This window comes from Chloroflexota bacterium (assembly GCA_009840625.1).
Taxonomy (GTDB): domain Bacteria; phylum Chloroflexota; class UBA11872; order UBA11872; family VXNJ01; genus VXNJ01.
This window is the reverse complement of sequence record VXNJ01000001.1, coordinates 700,059-717,983: the sequence shown is the minus strand read 5'-3', so window position 1 is coordinate 717,983 and position 17,925 is coordinate 700,059. Positions and strand designations below refer to the sequence as shown.

Here is a 17,925-nt window from a genome sequence, read left to right as displayed (position 1 = left end):
GTTTCAATCCCCGCCCGTCCCGAAGGCCGGGCGCAACCCTACGAAACCTCGCATTTGCGGGCCATAGGTCGCATTATTGTCGATCACAGAGCCCATAATCCCGCCAAACGCGAGATTCTTCGAACGATTTGGGCCACAATTTCGCCAATTCGACCGGAAGAATTGCGCGGATGGAAGGGTTGTGGGTGATCGCACGAGGTCCGCTCGCCGGTAAGGTTCAGAATACTAGTGGGTCGCGTTGGTCATGCGGGGGTTGTGCACCAAACGTGCGCAAGTGTCGGGCTAGAGGCTCGCGTAGCCGGTAGATGCGGACGCTGTCCACCGTTTCATCAATTTCTGATCGTAGACGTGCGACGAGGACCTCCATGTCCGCGTCAGTCAATACGCACTCGAAGACAGACTTCTGGACACGTTGACCGTAAGCGGCACAGGCTTGCGACACGCGACGTAACCTTCTCCGCCCCACTGCATCGTCAGTCGCCACGTCATACGCAACTAAAACCTCCATCGTTCCGCCGACGCTGCCTCAGCGAGCCAAGTATGGGACGTAGTGACGCAGATCCCCCCGCAAGTGGCGGGCAAGTAACCGCGCCTGCACATGGGGTATTAGCCCAACCGGAATTCGCTCTTTGAGCAGCCGGTGCGGCACCGAGGTATTCTTTCGTCTCTCGTACCCGGTAAGCATCGCGCGGCGCCCCTGCTCAGTGAGATTCACCGCGCCCCCCGGTGTCTCCTCAAAGTGGTCTGCGCGGATCTGGCGGCGGTTAACCAGGCGAAGCACGAGTCGATCTGCGATTGCGGGCCGCAATTCCTCCATCAAGTCGAGCGCCAGGGCGGGCCTTCCTGGGCGCAGGGCATGCAGGAACCCAACTTGTGGATCAAGGCCTACGCCTTCAAGTGCCGCTTCGCACTCGGCGCGAAGCAATGCGTAACAAAAAGACAGTAGCGCATTCGTGCGATCCCGCGGCGGACGCCTGCTGCGGCCATCCGGCGCAAACATTGCCCGGTCAGTTCGGACCATTTTTTTGAAACCACGGAAGTAGGTCCGAGCCGCGATTCCTTCAAGTCCGCGAAGTATGTCCAGATCGGATGCATCGCCAATCTCACCAAGAAGTGGGGCCAATCGGTCCGCGACGGCGCGAAGTTCGGTTTCGTCGCCGGCTTCGGCGCTTTCGCGCGCCGCTCGCAATGTAAGCGTTCGCGCGTTTTGTACTTTTCCGGCCACGTACTGCTTAGCAAGAGCCAGCGTCCGATCTTGATCGCTAACGGCCTCGTGCTGCGCCTTACGCAACAGAACATTACCAAGCGTACGCCCGGTTAGGCGCGCGCGGAACCGGCCGTAGGCGGAAAGCCAAACGACCCCTCTTCCGTCATTCGCACACCGGTGGATGAGCGGAGTCGTTAGGGAAACTCGGCCGAAGGCTACGATTGCCTGCAGACGTGCAAGCGGCAAGCGCGCGCGAGTCTCGTTCTCGACTATGATGCGCACGGTGTCGTGATCGAGACGGAGCACAGCCCCTTGGGTTGTGATGTAAAGGGTATTGAGCAACTCATACATCTTCGATTACCGGAACCAGCGGTCGGAAGAGAGCGCCTTGCATGCCACGCAGGCGATTCGGTTGCGCAGCTACCTGGGGTAGGCAGGCATTGATTAGCGAACACGGTGGGCACCGTGCATCGTCGGCGGCCTCCGGTAACATTTGATCGCGGAGTTGATTTCGCACTTCTGCAACAAGCGACACCGTCCGCTGCCGCAATTCTTCGGTCAGAGGCACCCTATAGCGCCGCCGTTCGGCGTGCGAGTAGATCGCCCCTTCTGGAACCTCTGTTCCGAGCATCTCCTCAAGACAAAGCGCCTGCGCGCAGAGTTGCAAGTCGGCGTGTGGAGGACGCCTGCGGCCGACCTTGTATTCGACCGGAAAGGGCGGCGAGCCCGGACGCAACTCGACTACATCCGCCCTGCCTCGCAGGCCAAGACGTTTGGACCAGAGCGGGAGTCCGCGAAGCACGCGGACGCCGGGTCGATTCTCAGTCTCGCCGCTATCTACGCGCTCGTGCGAGATGCGTCCACGGACTGTGAATACGTTTTCCTCGAAAGTCTGCTCGACGTGAATTAGAGCGCATTGCCGAGGGCAATAGGAGAAGTGCTCAATGGCCGAGATTGGCACATCGAGCAACTCCTGGTCGCCCCATGGCGTGGCGGTTCCTTCCACGGAGCCGGATTCGCGGATCAGCCGACTAGAGTGCTAAGAGACACTCCGGGGGCGCCTTCGATCGGGCCGTCCGGCGGGCGCCCAATCGAGTAATCGGAAAATGATCGCGGCGCATCGGCCGCGCTCCGGGGAGTGCGGATAACGTCGAACAGACGGTGTGCGGCGGCGTTACCGAGCTTGCTCTCGTGACTGAAGACGTAGAGGCCCCGGCAGGCCATTTCACCACGCGAGGCGGAGCGGTCGACATCCCACATCATCTCGAGGGCGTTCCAGAAAACTGACAAGTCCTCGGCATCCACCCCAGTCCTCGCGGCGAAGTGAGGATTGAAGAAGCCGTGCGCACGGTATAGCCCGTACGGAACCGTTGATTTGCGGCCCATCGTACCGTAATTAGTAGCTTGACCAGAGGCGTTCTCGCGATTTACGTCCCGTTCGTTCTGCGCCGGGCCGACGATGCTCAAGTCAAAAGGGATGATGGGATCGACGGATCGTGCGAAGGTGAGCTGCATCGGGCCGCGCACCTGGCCCGCATTGCGTTCGGTCATCGACATGACCGCCCCAAACATCCGCACGTCAAAAAACTCCTCACACATCCAACTTTGCGCGTCGCTGACGGCGGGCACCCTGTCCCCGCTCGCACGCTCGTCAAAGACCATCTTCCGACGATTCGTGAGGAACTGGCCGTGCTGAACATACACCTTGAAGCGCCCCTCGCCGCGCGCCATGTCAACAAAGTCGCGCACTTTGCGTTTGATTGCTACATCCGTCACGAGCCCCTGCATGGTTTCGGGATCGACGCGAGGCAGATTTCCAGCGTCCGGATCGCCGTTGGGGTTTCCATCCCGCACATCGAAGAGGAGTACAAAATCATGGCGGCGGGTGATGTCCGTCGGCAAGTTGTCGGCGCTAGTCATGAATGTTGCTCCTGTCCGAAACCGATTTTCGAGTCTTCGGCGCCCGGCTCGGCGCTACGTGTCGCCTGGCGTCTTCGCATCTCTGCCCTGCCATACGCGCGCTGGTGGTAATAACCGAGCGAGAAAAGCGCCTGCTCCTCGAGCGCGAGCGTCGCCGGCCAGTCGCCGATCCGCGCCATGACTTGCTCAAGGCTGCGTTGGAGATTCACATAGGCCCCTGGACGGTCGCGTTCCAAACGAGCGAGATGGGGCTGCGCTCCACGTAGCAGCGTGCCGAAAACTACAGCAGGCGTGGAAGACGCCGCACCAAAATAGCGGTCGACGACGGTCGCGTTCACGCCCGGGAGGGCGGCTCGCTGCACATCTTCAATGACGGCTAGCAGGCGGCCGCAGTGATAGGCTGGCGATGGGTGTTCGGATTCCAAAGCAATCATGTAGTCTTCCTTTGGCAGGGTAGCCTCACGGCTAAGCAAGACGAGCTTGATGAGTGCGGCACGGGGGCGGGTTACGCCCTTATCAGCGCGACAGCGATTGACCGCTTGAAAGGCGATTTCCAGTGGAAGCGGTACGGCCGAAAACGCGCACCTGAACAATGAACGTGGCATCGTGGCAGGGAGGTCTCGACGCACATCCCGCACTGTTGAGGCGGCAAGTTGGAAGAGACTCAAGGGACGGGGATCCTCGCCTTCGGGATCCTCAACTCGAGGATCGGAGATTTCCTGCAGTCTGAACCACCTAGCGACGCTTTCCCTCACGCTCCCGACGGTCGTTTCAATCCAGTCCCGGACGACAACGCGACCACCGCTCGCCGTTAACGCTACAGCGTAAAACTCCGTTTCGTCCTCGATCGTTGCTTTTCGCCCTGTCCGCAGCGAGTCGATGGCCGACTTTACCTGTAAGGGGTCGGGTCGCCGCATGTGACTTCCAAAATCGAATTCAACAACGTCCCGCGCCCAAAAGGCAAATGTCGATTCTGCGACCACGAGGCTGGTGTGCTCATCAGCCAGCAGGCTATTGAGCGCGCGCGTAAAGGATTCCCCACACCCTCCGCAGGTGGGGGCAATCCTTGACGCCTTCAGCCCGTACGAAACGAACGCGCTCTTGTTTGCGGAGATGATCGACGTGCCCGCCGATTGGCCACCACGAACCCCTTTGACTTTCGCCTGCAATCGATCGAGCACGGGCCTGGTATCGCCACACACGAGGCATTGATCCTTGGCTGCGGCGTCCGGCGTGTTCGACGCAAGCCAGAACTCCTGCACGGAGGGTAAGTCAATTGGGCGCTGGAATGCGCCATCTTTCAGGGTCACCTGGAACGTGATCTTGAGCCCGTAATCCCACTCGTCGTCGAGGGTCAGTTGGTCGACCCCGCCACGCTCGTAGAACCGTTTCACAGCAAGCACTGAGGGTTCTTCCGTCTCAACAACACAACGGTCGAGAAGATTGCGGTATTCAGAGTGCGCTCGGTCGACGCGCTGTTGCTTTGCGGGATCACGTGCGCGCCCGAATGTGTACTCGCCGTTGTCGGCAAGCAGCAACGGCTTGATGCCAGCCGCACGCTGCACTTCCGGCGCAACCATATCGAGGCCGCGCTTGCCGCGAGTTGTGCTCGAATCTACGCGCGAAATCGGGCGCGGCGACAGCACGCGCCCGTCCAAATCGAGCATGACTATCCAGGCGACAGGAGTATTCGCATAGAGAGATGGAAGCTGATCGTCAAGTCGCTCGTCCGCGTATTCCTTCAGCTTGCTCAACAAGGTCATGCGGACCCCACGAGTCGATCCGGGACGCGCAGCACGCCGTGATCAAGTGTGGCCGTGAAGAACCTCGGTTTCCCGCGGCCGATACTGCCGGATTCATAATCTATGTCAAGCAACATCAACCCGAGGTCTTCACTCCGTTTAATCGGCTCATCCCCGGGCTCCGGCTTACCGAACGAGGCACTGAATTCTCGACAGCCAAGGTACGGGGTGGCGAAGCATCGGCCCTGAGCGACGCGGCGGCGGAATTGGTCACGGTACTTCGCAACGTCGTCAACCGTGCCGCCTTGCAGAATGAGTTGCGCCCGTACGACGTAGGCCACGTCGCGCAACGCAAGCGTGTGACGCTGAGCGCGACTGCGCCGGTCAGCAGCGTCATAGCCACCCCCGTTCTGCCCCCAGCCGCGCGCCGAGCGCGCACTCTGGCGGTCGTTGATCTCGTTTCGAAGGATGGACGCGTAGACGATCGGCTTAAGGACGTGAATCTCCTCGATTCGCCAAGCGACCTGAGGTTTCCAGAAAATCGCCTCCAACGCGCCGCGGGCGGCGGAAGGCGTCATCACCGGATAGGTGACTCTCTCGACCTTCATTTCTGGGCGAGTGAAGCACGCATAGTCGCCCCAGAACTTTGCCTCTAACGTTGGCGGATCACCGGCCATGTATCATCTCCCGCCCGAATATATCGCAATCAGAAAGTCGGGCTACTGAGCAACACGGCATTGATGGAATGCGAACAGACAACTCTGACCGTAGTGGCCTCAAATGATGGTATCGGGATCGGCTTCGATGATTCCGCGCACCGGGTCATAGTATCCGAGCCAACGCCCAACGCCCGGCAAGAGCTCTTCTATGAATCCGTCCCGGTGGCGCCGTTCGTACTCGCGTCGGTAGATTGAGATGATATGCGGTTGAATATCCCGCAATATCTCGCGAGCAGGTCGTTCGCGATTTCGCAGCTGATCGACAAGGATGTCGATTCTCGGAGTTTCCAGCTTGGGGAAGTCCACAATCACGTCACATGCATCGCTTTCGATCATGCGAAATCGATCAGCCACGGTAGGGAAATCGAGGCTTTTGCGAGCGTTCTGGATCTTTTTGCTGTCGGCATTTACTGCTGCTCCGAACAACAACTTGAAGTAAGAGCCGACAGCCCTCGGATCGTGCGGATCGAAGCCTGGCAGCTCGCGTACGACCCTCGCAATATCAATCCCTGAGCGGTAAACCCCCGGCGGCGCTGAGTCATCCGGGGGCCGGAACACCACCACGCGCCCAAGGCCTCCGAGCCGCCCCTCACGGTTACACCGTCCGGCTGCTTGGATGATGGAATCGAGTGGAGCCTCGGCGCGCAACACTGTGGCGAAGTCGAGGTCGACGCCAGCCTCGACTACTTGCGTGCTTACGACTCGACATGGTTTGGCAGCGGCTAGACGCCCCCTAATCTCGGTTAGCACCTCGTCGCGATGTGCGCGGCAGAGGAGAGTAGAGAGGTGCAAGGCATCCGGATCGCCAAGGGCGTCAAGCAATTCCATCGCGTGGCGCTTTGTATTGACGATGGTGAGGACGCTGGATTTCGCGCGCATCCAATTGGCGACTTCCGACCAATCATTCGGCCCTGCGGTCTTTGAGAAGTCGTACTCGACACGTTTTAACGCTGCGAAGTGCCGGGCGTGACCGGGCACGATGTCGCGGGCCGGGATGCCTCTGAACTCGGGCACGAGATCGAATGCGGGTTGCGTCGCAGTGGAAAGCACAACACTACCGCCATAGTATTCCGTGAGCTGCCGTAACCCATCGAGGATTGGGGCAAGCAAGCCAGCCGGCAGCGCCTGGGCCTCGTCCAGAATGAGAACACTACCGGCGAGATTGTGAAGTTTCTGCGCCTTCCCGCGGCGATTCGAGAAGAGACTTTCAAACAGTTGTACTGTCGTGGTCACGACAACAGTCGCGTCCCAGTTCTCGGAAGCAAGACGTTGCCAGACGGCGTCATGGGCCGGGCTCTCGTCGTCGCTTGCGCGGCCTCCACCTTCCGCACCAGCTGAGTGATGCTCAAGCACCACACGCCCAGCATCTTCGTAACCGCGTTCAAAGATGCGCCGGTACACCCCCGCAGTCTGCTGTGTAATGGTTGTGAAAGGGACGGCTACGACCACCCGACGCATACCGTGCTCGATTCCGTGTCTGAGTGCGAACGCGACTGCCGATCGCGTTTTGCCTCCGCCCGTTGGGACCGTCAACCGGAAGAAGCCAGGTGGTGCCTTGGCTGCGTCGAGACAGGCTTCGTGCACCTCGCGTCGGACGCGGTTAACGTCAGTGTCCGGGGCTCGAGGTTCGTTTGCCAAGAAAGATTCGTAGCGTCGCCAGAGCTCTGCGAACGTCGCGGTGCTGCCACGTCTAGGATTCGCGACACCCAGCATATGCGATTCGGTGTCAAGACTGTCGGCATCGACGAGCGCCGAGTAAGTCATCCGCAAAAAGAATTCTGCGGCTAATGGATCGCCCTTTATGTGCGGAGGGATGTCGGGGTTCGGCCAGCCCAAGAGGTCAGGAAACGCGCTTCGCAGGGCATCGAGCGCCCGGGTTGGGCCCGGGAGGTTCCGCTTGCCAGTAAGCCACGGGCGGTATCCGGAATGAGGATTTGCAAGCCCACCGTGGTGCCCATGAATCAGGTGACCTACGTACCAGAGATCTTGGCGCTCGGCCAGCAGCGCTCCGGCGCATTTGTGATCTGGTCCGGCTCCCCTGCCACGCGCACCAGCCTCGCTCTCCCGTAGGTAGCGCTGCCACTCCGGGTCAGCCTTTCCCGCGTCGTGCCAGAGGCCGGCGAGGAAAGCGAGGTTGCCTCCACCGAAAGGGTAGGCGCGCTCACGCGCAAGTTCGGCGACGTTACGTAAGTGTTCGGTAAGGAGCTGACGGCTTCCATTTGCGTTGCGCGAATGCGCATAAAGCGTCACTGTATTGGACGCTATTTGATGTGAGTTGTGACGACTGCCCTCAGCGACACTTTCGGGCGACCGCGCAAGACGTTTTGTTCCTGACCAACGCTTGAAACAGCGTTATCAAATGAACAGAGCACTGACCGATTCGTGTAAGTGTATGCGCCGGATCGCCTCGGCGAGCAGGCGCGCAGTCGAACATACCGTCAGTTTGGGGTGTTTGAATTCAACCGGGATCGTATCCGTCACCAAAACGCTGTCGATGTTCTCGGATTCGAACAGGCGATCGATCTTGGCCGTAAAGTCCGCGTGGACGGCGGCTGCGTGGACGGCGGCGGCGCCGTTTTGCAACAACAGGTCGGCCGCCGCCAGCAGCGACCCGCCGGTCGAGATGATGTCGTCGATGACTATGCAGGTCTTGCCGGCTACGTCCCCAACCAGCGAAATCGGGGTCACGTCATCCCCGGAATTGCGTTTTTTGAATGTCACGAAGAGGTCCTCGGCCTGCATCCGGCGGGAAAAATCTTCGGCCCGTGCCACGCCGCCGGCGTCGGTCGAACCCACCGCCGCCGAACGGTCGAAACCCTGGTCGCGAAGTGCCTGCGCAAGCAGCCCGGCGGCGCGCAGGTGGTCGACCGGTATGTCGAAGAACCCTTCGATGGCAGCCGCGTGCAGGTCGACCGTCAAAACCCGCGACACTCCCGAGACCTGCATCAGGTTCGCCACGAGCTTGGCCGAAATCGGCTCCCGGCCGGCGGTCTTCTTCTCTTGCCGCGCATAGCCGTAGTAGGGGACGACCGCGGTGATCCGGTCCGCCGATGCGCGCCGCAAGGCGTCGACCATGATCAGCAGCTCGATCAGGTTGTTGTTTACCGGTGCGCACATGGACTGCACCACGTAGGCGTCGAAACCGCGCACGTTCTCTTCGATCTGGATCCGGGTTTCACGGTTCGGAAATGAGCTCACCGCCGCGTTGCCCAGCGGTATACCCAAGTTGGCGCAGATCGACTTTGCCAATGCGTGGTTGGACGCGCCGGCGAATACTTTCAAATTTCCGGTCATCGGCGCTAGACGCTGCCTCCGCTGGTCCTAATCGTGCCCGGGTGCCGGCGGCCAACATTCCTCGGCGACCGCATCCGGGCCGCCGTCCGGCAACGCAAAAAAAGTTTAATTGCCTGGAGGTTGCGGAGGACGCTGTCGGGATAATCGGAAGGCCCCATGCCTTCAACCAAGCGAATTCGCGACCCGATTCACGGCTTGATTCGTTTCGAAGCCGAATCCGAGGTCGATCAATTGGCCTGGCGGTTGCTCGATGCGCCCGAAATGCAGCGCCTGCGATCGATTAAGCAGCTCGGCTTTCTGCATCTGGTCTTTCCCGGGGCCACTCACACCCGATTCGGCCATTCGGTCGGGGTCTATCACGTGGCCCGGCAGCTGCTGGGTGTGATCCGGCGCGAGCTCGGGCCGGGCAGTTTCGACGAACGGCGGGCCCGCGTTTCGGCCTTGGCGGCGCTCCTGCACGACATTGGACACGGGCCGCTCTCGCACGTGTTCGAAAAATCCGAACGGGCGGTCGGCGGTCCCGGCAACCACGAGCACTGGTCGCGGGCGGTACTTTGCGGCGATACGGCCGTCCGCCAGATCCTGGACGACGCCGAAACCGGACTGGCCGGGTTGGTTGCCGACGAGATCTGCGGTGACGGGCCCGATGACATTTACGCCAGCGTGGTGGCTTCGCATTTCGACGCTGACCGGCTCGATTACCTGCAACGCGACCGGCGCATGACGGGTGTCGCTAGCGGCTCGATCGACCTGACCTGGCTTCTCGACAGCCTCCGGGTTGAGTCGCTGGCTGACCGCTGGGGAGGGGGCCGGGGCCTGGTATTGGCGTCGAAGGGACTTCGCTCGGCCGAAGAATACCTGCTGGCGCGAATCAATCTCTACCGCCAGATCTATCTGCACAAGACCTCGCGCGGCGCCGAGTTGATGCTCGAGGCGGCGATCGTACGCCTCGCCGAACTGATCGCCGACGGAAGTGTTTCGCTCACCGGTTTGACGCAGCCGCACCCCCTGCTCGACCACGTCGGCGGGCCGCGCGGGCTCGCGAGTTTTCTTTCCCTGGACGACGAGGTGCTCGGCGGCGCGCTGGCCGAGATGGCCACGGCGGGCGACGTTCACTTGGCGGAGTTGACGTCCCGGCTGCGCCGGCGACGCATCTTCAAGTGTTTTGACGCCGGCGAGCGGATTCCCGAGCGTGGACTCCAGTTCTCGATCCGGTTCCGGGCCCGTCTGCGCGCCGAGGCGCCCGCCTGGGGACTGGTCGAGGGACTGGACTTGCTGAGCGACGAAGCGGCAATAGATGCGATTTCGAGCGCGGGACCGCACGGCCCGGGATCGCAGCGCGCGGTGCTGGTCAAGCCCTCCCCGAACGGGGCCCCGGTAGAGATCACCAAAGTCTCGAAACTGGTGGCCTCGATCGCTCCGGAGCGGGTACTCCGGTTTTACGTGCCCGGTGAAGAGGACCGCACGGCCTTGGCGCGGTTGTGGGACCAACTGCAAAAAGAAGCCGGTGGGCGGGCGTTCAGGCCGGTCAGCCCAGCAGCGCCCCCAGGCCGCCCCACACGATCACGTACTTGAAAACATTGCCCAGGAACGCGGCCGCCGCGTAGCGCCAGACCGGGTGTCGAAGCGTCCCGGCGATGATTCCGATAACGTCAAAAACCGGGTTCGGGACCGCGGCGAAGAGAACTATGACGCCGTCGGTGACGAGGATGTTGCGGCGCATTCGGTCCGCCAGGCGCCGGCTCCAACCAAATTCCGGCAGGAGTGCCGACCCGCTGCGGCCCAGCAAGTAGCCCACCCCCTCGCCGACGGTCTGCCCGGCCGCCGCCGCCACGCCTACTCCTACCGGGTTGTCCAGGGAGCTGGCCAGGGCGACGACGGTTAAAGCTGTAGGCGCGGGCAGGATCACGGTCGATGCGCCGACCATCGTGACCGCGAACGCAACCACTGCGGCCGGTCCTTCCAGGTCGCGGACCAGGTCGGCGTATATCCAGGCCAGGACCGCGATTGCAACCGCCGACGCGGCCACCACGGTTTGACCGACGTGCGGCCAGGGAAGGCCCAGCCGCCAGCGCCCAAGCGCACCGGTAAGCGTCAGGAGCCCCAAAAAGGCCAGGCCGAAATACCAGGGCGGCAAGGCGCGCAGCTCTTCGCGCCACAGCAGCCCGGCCCCTAAAAGCACTGCCGCCGAAGTCGCCAACACCAGGATTGGCCCGCGCTGGAAGCCGGGCGCTCGCTGTGCGCCGGCCGTCCCGGCTTCGATCACCGCAACCGTCCCTTAGAGCAGCTCGGCTCGGCCGTCGGAGCGCAGTTGCGCCAACAAATCGGCCACTTCCTGGGCGCGGTCGCGATGGCACACCAGAACCGCATCAGCAGACTCGACGATCACGACGTCGTCCAGGCCAATTACCGCCACCGGTTTTGATTCCGCGTCGACCAGGCAGCCCCGGCTCCCCAAGAACTCGTGACCGAGGTGCTCCCCGCCGGCGACGTAGTTCTCGGTGGCGCCGGGAACCGACTTTGCGATCTTGTATACCCCGTCCCAGGATCCGATGTCGGCCCAATCGAATTCCGCCGGAACTGTAAAGACGTTGTCGGCCCGTTCCATCAGCGCCGTGTCGATGGCTTCGCTGGGAAGATCGGCCCAATGATCCCGGAGCTCTCCCGAAAAGTCCGTCGACCGGATCAATGCCGCAAGGAGCAGTTCCAGGTGCGGCGCATGGCGGGCCAGTGCTGCCTGGAGAGACCCGGTGCTGAAAGCGAAGTAGTTGCAGTTCCAGAGGTGTTGGCCGCCGGCCACATATCTGGCAGCGGTCGCCTTGTCCGGTTTTTCCACGAATTCGCGCGTCCGGTGGACTGGTATACCCACGAAGGCACCCGCCGATTCCCCAACGTGGATGTAGCCCATTCCGGTGTCCGGATGGGTCGGACGGACCGCGACCGTGAGCAGTCCACCGGTTTGGCGGGCGGCGGCGGCGGCGGATCTCAGACACCTGCGAAACGCATCAACGTCGCCTATGTAGTGGTCGGATCCGACGGTTATCAAGGTCGGATCCCGCGCACGTCGGGCGGCGTGCGCGGCGGCCACGGTGATCGCCGGCGCAGTGCCTTTAGGGGACGGCTCGCAGATGATCTGGGAGGGATCGAGCTCGGGCAGTTCGCCGGCAATGGCTCCGGCTAGCTCGGGCCCGGTTATCACCATCAACCGGTCGGGCGCAGTCAGCGGGGCGACGCGCCGATAGGTTTGACGGATAAAGCTCTCCCCCTGGCCGAAATCGAGCAGTTGCTTCGGATTACCTGACCGCGAGCGGGGCCACAAACGCGTACCGGCGCCGCCGGCAATGATCGCAATGAAGGGGTTTTCGCTCAAATCCTCAGCCAGGCCCCGGTGATTCAGGCAGGAGCCGGTCCTGGTAGGCCGACACCCGCCCCTCCAGCAGGTCGGAGACCTTTACGCTCCGCGCCGACAGTCCGGACTCGATCGCGCCGAGCACCACCGCGAGCGCCGCGCGCCCTTCGGTGATCCCCACCTCGGGCCGCTTGTTGTTCAGGATGCAATCGCCCAGCTCCCAGTATTCGGAGGCGGTGATTCGCGCGTCGATCTCGTTGAATCCCATCTCGATCCGGCCGAATCGGTTGCCGCCGAAAAGATGCGCGGTCACCTCGGGAAGCTCGAATTCGGGAACCAAGCCTAGGACCGCATCGCCGCAATACTCGCTGCGGTCGCCACGCCTGACGATCGACGGCGGCTGACCGGACCGGTCGTCGGGACATTCGATCATCCCGTCTTCGAGATAGATTCGGCGCATTCGCACCGGATCGCCGCCGCCCACGCCGAGGGCCATTGACCATTGCCCGGCGGCTCCGGAAGAGAAACGCAGCAGCGCGAACCCCGAGTCGACCCCGTCGGCACGGTAATCTCCCGCTGCCTGCCTATTGGAGAGTTCATAAAAGCGGGCCAGGTTGCTGTTTAAGCCCCGGAAACTTCTTTGCGGCTCCAGAACCCCCGCCCAGGCGGTGATTTCTTCGACCGGACCCATGAAGTACTCGAACATATCGGCGTTGTGAACGCCGACGTCCATCAGCAGCCCTCCCTGGGCGCTGGTGGACCGCCAGGGCGTGATAACGACCGCCCCGCCTCCGCTCAGGGTTGTGTCAATCATCATGGCTGGCTGCCCGAGTTCCTGGGAGTCGATGACGGCCCGCAGCAGGCGGTTTATCGGATCGCGGCGAAAGTTCTCGGCGACCGAAAGCACGCGGCCGGATTCGTCCGCGGCCCGCTCCAGGAAATTGGCTGCCGAAATGGTGATCGCGACCGGTTTTTCAATCTGGACGTGTAGCCCGAGGTCGAGCGCGGCGGCGCCGACCAGGTGGTGGGTTGCCGGCGTGGTTACGATGTCGACCGCGTCGGGCTCTTCCGCCGCAGCCAAGTCTTCAAGTCCGGCATATACACGGGGTTGAACATCCAATAACTTTTCCGCCAAATGCGCGGCCGCGTTGGCCGCTTCCGCGAACGGATCACAAACCCCGACCAAATCGAACGGGTTTAAGCCCGCGCTCTCCAATTGCGCGAGCCCGTGCAGGTGGCGGCGACCCATGCCGCCGCAACCGACCAGCGCCAACTTGAGCGGCTTGGCGCGGGAGTACCGTTCAAGTGCCAACAGGCAACCCGGGATTTAGAACTTGTGCCGGCACACTTGGACCGGCAAGTGCTTTATGAAGCCGAGAAGGTACCCTGTCCCGGTTGCGAGTGGTCATAGGTGATGGTCTGGCCGGCCTCGACTTCAACCGCGACCCCTTCTTCCCAGATGCCGCCTTCGATAGCCACCGAGGCAAGCGGCTGGCCCGGGGAACCCCACTGCAGGTACTGGTGCATGTAGGTCCAGTCCTGAAGGTCGTCGGTCTCGTTGTAGAGTCCAAGCTCGCCACCGGCCGGGTCGGGCTCGCCGAGCGCGCCGTTCATGAACACTTCGTTCTCGGTGTCGGTGCCCTCGCCGTACCCGATGGTCAGCTGTTCGCCGGGCTGGAGTTTGAACACCCCGGGGATCTCCCATTGCTCACCATTGGCGGCCAGGATCCAGTAGAAAAGCGTGTCCTGGGCGGTGTTGCGGTTTTCGATCACGATCTTGGAATCGGGTCCCGCAAAGCTGAGCGAGATGATCACCAACCGGCCCGGCGGCAGCCCCAGCCGGGCGCGTTCGTCAGGAATTCCCCCGGGTTGCCCTTGCTGGACTTCCTGGCCACCTTCGAGGTTTTGCCCCTCGGTCCAGCCTTGCAGACCTTGCTGGTCGGGCGTGCTAGCCCCACCCTCGCCGCAGGCGGCAAGCAAAGCGCTGGCGCACGCAACGCCCGACGCCGTGGTCGAGAACCGGATAAATCTTCGCCTGCTCAATCGCATCGGTGCCTCCATGTCAATTTCCGCGCGCTCACAATTCGGCCCAAATCTGCCGTCGATGGCCAATTATCCGCCCACCGCCCCGCGAACCGCAATATCCTGCGCCCGGCCATACTGCGGCCGGATCGGCGATTACCCCTTTACGGCTCCCGCCAGCAGACCGCGCATAAAAAGCCGGCCCAGCAGGAAATAGAACAGCAGCGTGGGGATGCTCACCAGCAGAGCCGCCGCAAACTGGACGTTGTACTCGATGAAGTACGAATTGGAAGTGTTCACCACGCCGACCATGACCGGCGCGTCCTTGGGGTTGTTCAGGATTGAGAGCGAGAGCAGATAGTCGTTCCATATCTGGGTGAACTGCCAGATCAAGACCACTGCGAAGGCCGGTGCGGCAATCGGAAACATGATGTGTCGATAAACGCCGAAGAACCCGGCTCCGTCGACCCGCGCGGCTTCGATCAGGTCAGTCGGCACCGAGACGAAATAGGCCCGGAAAATCAACGCCGTGATTGGGATCCCGAAGATCGTGTGGGTCAGGACAAGGCCGGGGATCGTGCCGTAGAAAGTGCAGATTTCGAACGCTCGGTCGAAATCGGCCGTCAACAGGATGCACGGGGCCTTTATCTGGGTCAGGGTTATCACCAGCGGGATCAGGATCCCCTGGTAGGGAAGGAACAGCCCGAACAGGACCAGCAGAAAGATGATGTTCGAGTAGCGGAATCGCCACTTTGCGAAAACGTAACCGTTGATAGATCCCAGCAGGGAGGAAACTATCGCGGCCGGGATCGTGACTTTGGCGCTGGCGATCATGTTGTTGTTCACGGCAAGCCAGCCGCGCTGGAAGGATTCCAGCGAAATACCGCTCGTCGGCGGCTGCCACATGGTCGTGGGGTGGACCTCGCTGAAGGGTTTTAGCGCGTTTACCAGCACCACGTAGGACGGCATGAAAATCAGGATCGCCACCACAATCAGGAACAAGTAGACGAAAGTCCTGCGCGCCACCCGTCCGACGCGGTTGGTGCGGATGGTCGAACCGGCGGCGACCAGTTCAGGAGGAGCGGTGGTGGTAGCCATGGCTCAGACTTCCCTTCGGATGCTCCACAGGTAGGGCACCACTACGATCGCCGACAAGAGGACCATGATCACTGCGATCACCGCACCGCGAGCAAATCTTAGGTCCTGGAATGCGAGCTGGACCATGTGATACGCGAACGTGTCGGTTGAGAAATTAATGCCCGAACCGCCGATTGCAGCAACCAGGTCGAACAGGCGCAGCGCGAGCCCGAACAGAATGATGAAGGCGGTCAAGGAGACCGGGCGCACCAGCGGAATGATTATGTTCAGGTAAAGGGCTACGGTTCCGGCCCCATCGATCTGGGCGGCCTCACGCAGGTCCTGCGAGATGCCGCGGATGCCCGCAAAGTAAAGGGCCATGGTGTACCCAACCATTTGCCAGGAGGCGGCAAAGGATATTGCCACCATCCCGATGTTCTGGTCCGACATCCAGAGCCACTCAAATGGCCCGAGACCAAACAACCCCAGAATGTGATTGAAGCCAAGGATGTCGATCAGCCGGTTGAAGCCGTTGGTCTGGTGCATCATCCACTGCCAGACCACCCCGGTGACGACTGCCGAAATTGCAAACGGCATGATGTAAATCGTCCGGAAGAAGCCCTCGCCCTTGACCTGCTGGTCCAGAAATGCGGCGATCAGGAACCCCAGGATCATGCATTCGGCAAGAAACAGCACGGTGAAGATCACCATGTTGCGGATGTCCTTGTACCAGCGCGGTAACTCGAACAACCACTGCCAGTTGTCAATGCCGTTGTAGGGACCGGCGATCGATACCGGCGTATTGGGGAGGTTCCACTCCAGGAACGCCACCAGCGACGTCCAGGCGATGAACCCGTAAATGAAGATGGCCACCAGCAGCAGAGATGGCGCTAGGACGATAAGCGCCAGTACCCGATCGCGGTTCACGAAGCGCCAGGCGCGGGCCAAGGCGCTGCGCTGCGGCTGCGGGGGTCTAGTGAGTGCTGGGGTGGCCATTAACCGGTCAGTTATTCAAATCGAAAAGTAATCCCAGCGGATTTCCAGCAAAGGGGGAGCCGCTTGGGAACGGCTCCCCCTCCCTTTAGGAAACTGCTAGGTGCAGATTGCCGAGTCTTCGCAGGCTCGCTGCATTGAGGCCTGAGCGTTCGCCACCGCGTTCGCGTCACCGCTGCGCACTTCCGCTGAGAAAGTGTTGCCGATGTTGACGAATTCGGTAATCCAGCTCTGCCGTGCGGCGAAACCGTGCACGACGCTCGGGGCGATGAACGTGGACGGGTCTTGCCAGTCCTTGATCGCTTCCTTCTGGTAGTTGTTGAAGTAGGTCAGGTTGGGATCGCTACCCACCGAGATCGAACCTTTGAAGTGGTTGAACTCGTCCTGTCCTTCTTGCGAACCACATACCTTCAGGAATGCAATCGCGTTCTCGGGATTTGGCGCACCGGTTGGCAGTGTGAACGCGTCACACAGAGCCATGTAGTGCCCCTGGGTCCCGGGCGGTCGGGCGTAGCCGTACTGGCCGTCGTAGCCCTTGCCGCGGTAGAAACCCTCGGCCCAGTCGCCGTTGATCGTCATGACCCCGCCGTTTTCACCATCCGAGAAGATCTTCTCGAACGCGGTAGCCGGGTCAACGCTGAGGATGTCCTCGTTAACGTAGTTTTCGACCAGGTTCTTGGTGATCTCCAGTGACTGGGTAATGGCATCGCCGTTCCAGTCGCTGTTGCCGTTGAACAGATCGACGTAGCCTTGTCCCCCAAGAACACCGAGGATCACGTTTTCAAGAACGTGACCGGTGTAGAAAGGTCGAACCTCACCGATTGAGAACGGAGCGCGCCCGGTCGCCTTGATGTCATCGTAGGCGTTAAAAGCGTCGTCCCAGGTCTCGTAGGTGGTCGGGTCCGGTATTCCCGTGTCTCGGAAGAACTGCTTGTCGAACCACATTACGTTCGAGCGGTGAATGTTGACTGGCACTGCCCAAACTTTGCCGTCAAAACTACCGTTTTCAACGAACCCCTCGGGGTATTGCTCGAAGTAACCTTCCTCCAGCCAGAGGTCGTCGAGAGGCTCGACGTTGGGATTCGGGGACACGTGCGAGTAAGTCAACTCGTGACCCCAGTGAATCTGGAAGGAGTCAGGCGGCTCACCGGCCAGCATCCGGGTCGTGAGGATCGCCTTGGCGTTCCCACCTGGACCCGAGCCACCAGCAATCGCGGCATTGATGATTTCGATGCCGGGAACGCTCGCCTGTAGGTTCTTAAACAGCGTGTTGAGGGCTTCCACCTCACCTGCATTTGTCCACCAGGAGAAGATCTCGACTTCACCAGCGTCGCGTTCGACCTCAACGATCTTTTCGACTTCGAGGATCTTGGACTCGACTTCAGTGACGGTTTCCGTCACGACTTCGGTCACGACCTTCTCGACTTCGACGACTTGGGTGACGACTCGCTCTTCCACCACGGTTTCGCCACAAGCAGCCAAGGCCGCAGCAGCGGCCCCACCGGCAAGACCGGTGGCCATTAGCTTGCGGCGGCTGAGTTTGGAATCGTGCATTCGCATCGCCTCCCTGATGTGCATTCCACCTCAATTGTCCAACCTTGC

Annotated in this window: 16 protein-coding genes; 1 reads left to right on the top strand and 15 read right to left on the bottom strand. The window is 61.4% G+C overall.

The genetic code is table 11. From position 1 onward, the window contains the following. Positions 1 to 217: 217 nt before the first annotated feature. The 8 genes from cas2 to F4X41_03190 all read right to left on the bottom strand — a co-directional run bounded on the left by cas2 (position 218) and on the right by F4X41_03190 (position 8,882). Positions 218 to 508, bottom strand: a complete 291-nt coding sequence (gene cas2, locus F4X41_03225; GenBank protein ID MYB16036.1) for a CRISPR-associated endonuclease Cas2 — start codon at positions 506 to 508, stop codon at positions 218 to 220. An 18-nt stretch (positions 509 to 526) separates the two neighbouring features. After that, positions 527 to 1,558, bottom strand: coding sequence for a type I-C CRISPR-associated endonuclease Cas1 (cas1c, locus tag F4X41_03220; protein MYB16035.1), 1,032 nt, complete (start codon positions 1,556 to 1,558; stop codon positions 527 to 529). Next, positions 1,551 to 2,213, bottom strand: coding sequence for a CRISPR-associated protein Cas4 (cas4, locus tag F4X41_03215; GenBank protein ID MYB16034.1), 663 nt, complete (start codon positions 2,211 to 2,213; stop codon positions 1,551 to 1,553). The genes cas1c and cas4 overlap by 8 nt, the downstream gene beginning before the upstream one ends. A 17-nt stretch (positions 2,214 to 2,230) precedes the next feature. Next, positions 2,231 to 3,127 carry a type I-C CRISPR-associated protein Cas7/Csd2 gene (gene cas7c / locus F4X41_03210; GenBank protein MYB16033.1) on the bottom strand — a complete coding sequence of 299 codons (897 nt, stop codon included), beginning with the start codon at positions 3,125 to 3,127 and terminating at the stop codon, positions 2,231 to 2,233. Then, positions 3,124 to 4,890: a type I-C CRISPR-associated protein Cas8c/Csd1 gene (gene cas8c, locus F4X41_03205; protein ID MYB16032.1), complete on the bottom strand. Its 1,767-nt coding sequence runs from the start codon at positions 4,888 to 4,890 to the stop codon at positions 3,124 to 3,126. Before cas8c ends, cas7c begins: the two co-directional genes overlap by 4 nt. Next, positions 4,887 to 5,546, bottom strand: a complete 660-nt coding sequence (gene cas5c / locus F4X41_03200; GenBank protein ID MYB16031.1) for a type I-C CRISPR-associated protein Cas5 — start codon at positions 5,544 to 5,546, stop codon at positions 4,887 to 4,889. Before cas5c ends, cas8c begins: the two co-directional genes overlap by 4 nt. A gap of 99 nt (positions 5,547 to 5,645) precedes the next feature. Further along, on the bottom strand, positions 5,646 to 7,838 hold the full coding sequence (locus tag F4X41_03195; GenBank protein ID MYB16030.1) for a CRISPR-associated endonuclease Cas3'': 2,193 nt from the start codon (positions 7,836 to 7,838) through the stop codon (positions 5,646 to 5,648). A 105-nt stretch (positions 7,839 to 7,943) separates the two neighbouring features. Beyond that, positions 7,944 to 8,882: a ribose-phosphate pyrophosphokinase gene (locus F4X41_03190; GenBank protein MYB16029.1), complete on the bottom strand. Its 939-nt coding sequence runs from the start codon at positions 8,880 to 8,882 to the stop codon at positions 7,944 to 7,946. A gap of 156 nt (positions 8,883 to 9,038) precedes the next feature. Between F4X41_03190 and F4X41_03185 the strand changes: the two genes are divergently transcribed. Next, on the top strand, positions 9,039 to 10,457 hold the full coding sequence (locus tag F4X41_03185) for an HD domain-containing protein (GenBank protein MYB16028.1): 1,419 nt from the start codon (positions 9,039 to 9,041) through the stop codon (positions 10,455 to 10,457). On the opposite strand, the gene F4X41_03180 is transcribed toward F4X41_03185, so the two are convergent. From F4X41_03180 to F4X41_03150, 7 genes are all read right to left on the bottom strand, one after another. Further along, positions 10,411 to 11,148 (bottom strand): hypothetical protein, encoded by a 738-nt coding sequence (locus F4X41_03180; protein ID MYB16027.1) that lies wholly within the window; start codon positions 11,146 to 11,148, stop codon positions 10,411 to 10,413. The two genes, F4X41_03185 and F4X41_03180, sit on opposite strands and share 47 nt — an antisense overlap. Before the next feature lie 12 nt (positions 11,149 to 11,160). Further along, complete coding sequence (locus tag F4X41_03175; protein ID MYB16026.1) at positions 11,161 to 12,252, bottom strand: NTP transferase domain-containing protein; 1,092 nt, start codon at positions 12,250 to 12,252, stop codon at positions 11,161 to 11,163. 4 nt (positions 12,253 to 12,256) lie between these two features. After that, on the bottom strand, positions 12,257 to 13,543 hold the full coding sequence (locus tag F4X41_03170; protein MYB16025.1) for a Gfo/Idh/MocA family oxidoreductase: 1,287 nt from the start codon (positions 13,541 to 13,543) through the stop codon (positions 12,257 to 12,259). A gap of 53 nt (positions 13,544 to 13,596) precedes the next feature. After that, on the bottom strand, positions 13,597 to 14,292 hold the full coding sequence (locus F4X41_03165) for a hypothetical protein (GenBank protein ID MYB16024.1): 696 nt from the start codon (positions 14,290 to 14,292) through the stop codon (positions 13,597 to 13,599). Between the two features lie 117 nt (positions 14,293 to 14,409). Beyond that, the gene (locus tag F4X41_03160; protein MYB16023.1) at positions 14,410 to 15,351 is read right to left on the bottom strand and encodes a carbohydrate ABC transporter permease; all 942 of its coding nucleotides are present in this window, start codon (positions 15,349 to 15,351) and stop codon (positions 14,410 to 14,412) included. A gap of 3 nt (positions 15,352 to 15,354) precedes the next feature. Further along, a complete protein-coding gene (locus F4X41_03155) occupies positions 15,355 to 16,326 on the bottom strand; it encodes a sugar ABC transporter permease (GenBank protein MYB16022.1) in 972 nt (323 codons plus the stop codon). Positions 16,327 to 16,422: 96 nt separating this feature from the next. Then, on the bottom strand, positions 16,423 to 17,901 hold the full coding sequence (locus F4X41_03150; protein ID MYB16021.1) for a carbohydrate ABC transporter substrate-binding protein: 1,479 nt from the start codon (positions 17,899 to 17,901) through the stop codon (positions 16,423 to 16,425). Between the last annotated feature and the right edge of the window lie 24 nt (positions 17,902 to 17,925).

What these genes read in the sequence shown, in the direction of transcription:
- F4X41_03155 (MYB16022.1), bottom strand. Translation starts at nt 16,326, where the DNA reads ATGGCCACCCCAGCACTCACTAGACCCCCGCAGCCGCAGCGCAGCGCC.
- cas2 (MYB16036.1), bottom strand. Translation starts at nt 508, where the DNA reads ATGGAGGTTTTAGTTGCGTATGACGTGGCGACTGACGATGCAGTGGGG.
- F4X41_03150 (MYB16021.1), bottom strand. Translation starts at nt 17,901, where the DNA reads ATGCACATCAGGGAGGCGATGCGAATGCACGATTCCAAACTCAGCCGC.
- cas1c (MYB16035.1), bottom strand. Translation starts at nt 1,558, where the DNA reads ATGTATGAGTTGCTCAATACCCTTTACATCACAACCCAAGGGGCTGTG.
- F4X41_03160 (MYB16023.1), bottom strand. Translation starts at nt 15,351, where the DNA reads ATGGCTACCACCACCGCTCCTCCTGAACTGGTCGCCGCCGGTTCGACC.
- cas5c (MYB16031.1), bottom strand. Translation starts at nt 5,546, where the DNA reads ATGGCCGGTGATCCGCCAACGTTAGAGGCAAAGTTCTGGGGCGACTAT.
- cas8c (MYB16032.1), bottom strand. Translation starts at nt 4,890, where the DNA reads ATGACCTTGTTGAGCAAGCTGAAGGAATACGCGGACGAGCGACTTGAC.
- cas7c (MYB16033.1), bottom strand. Translation starts at nt 3,127, where the DNA reads ATGACTAGCGCCGACAACTTGCCGACGGACATCACCCGCCGCCATGAT.
- F4X41_03165 (MYB16024.1), bottom strand. Translation starts at nt 14,292, where the DNA reads ATGGAGGCACCGATGCGATTGAGCAGGCGAAGATTTATCCGGTTCTCG.
- F4X41_03185 (MYB16028.1), top strand. Translation starts at nt 9,039, where the DNA reads ATGCCTTCAACCAAGCGAATTCGCGACCCGATTCACGGCTTGATTCGT.
- F4X41_03190 (MYB16029.1), bottom strand. Translation starts at nt 8,882, where the DNA reads ATGACCGGAAATTTGAAAGTATTCGCCGGCGCGTCCAACCACGCATTG.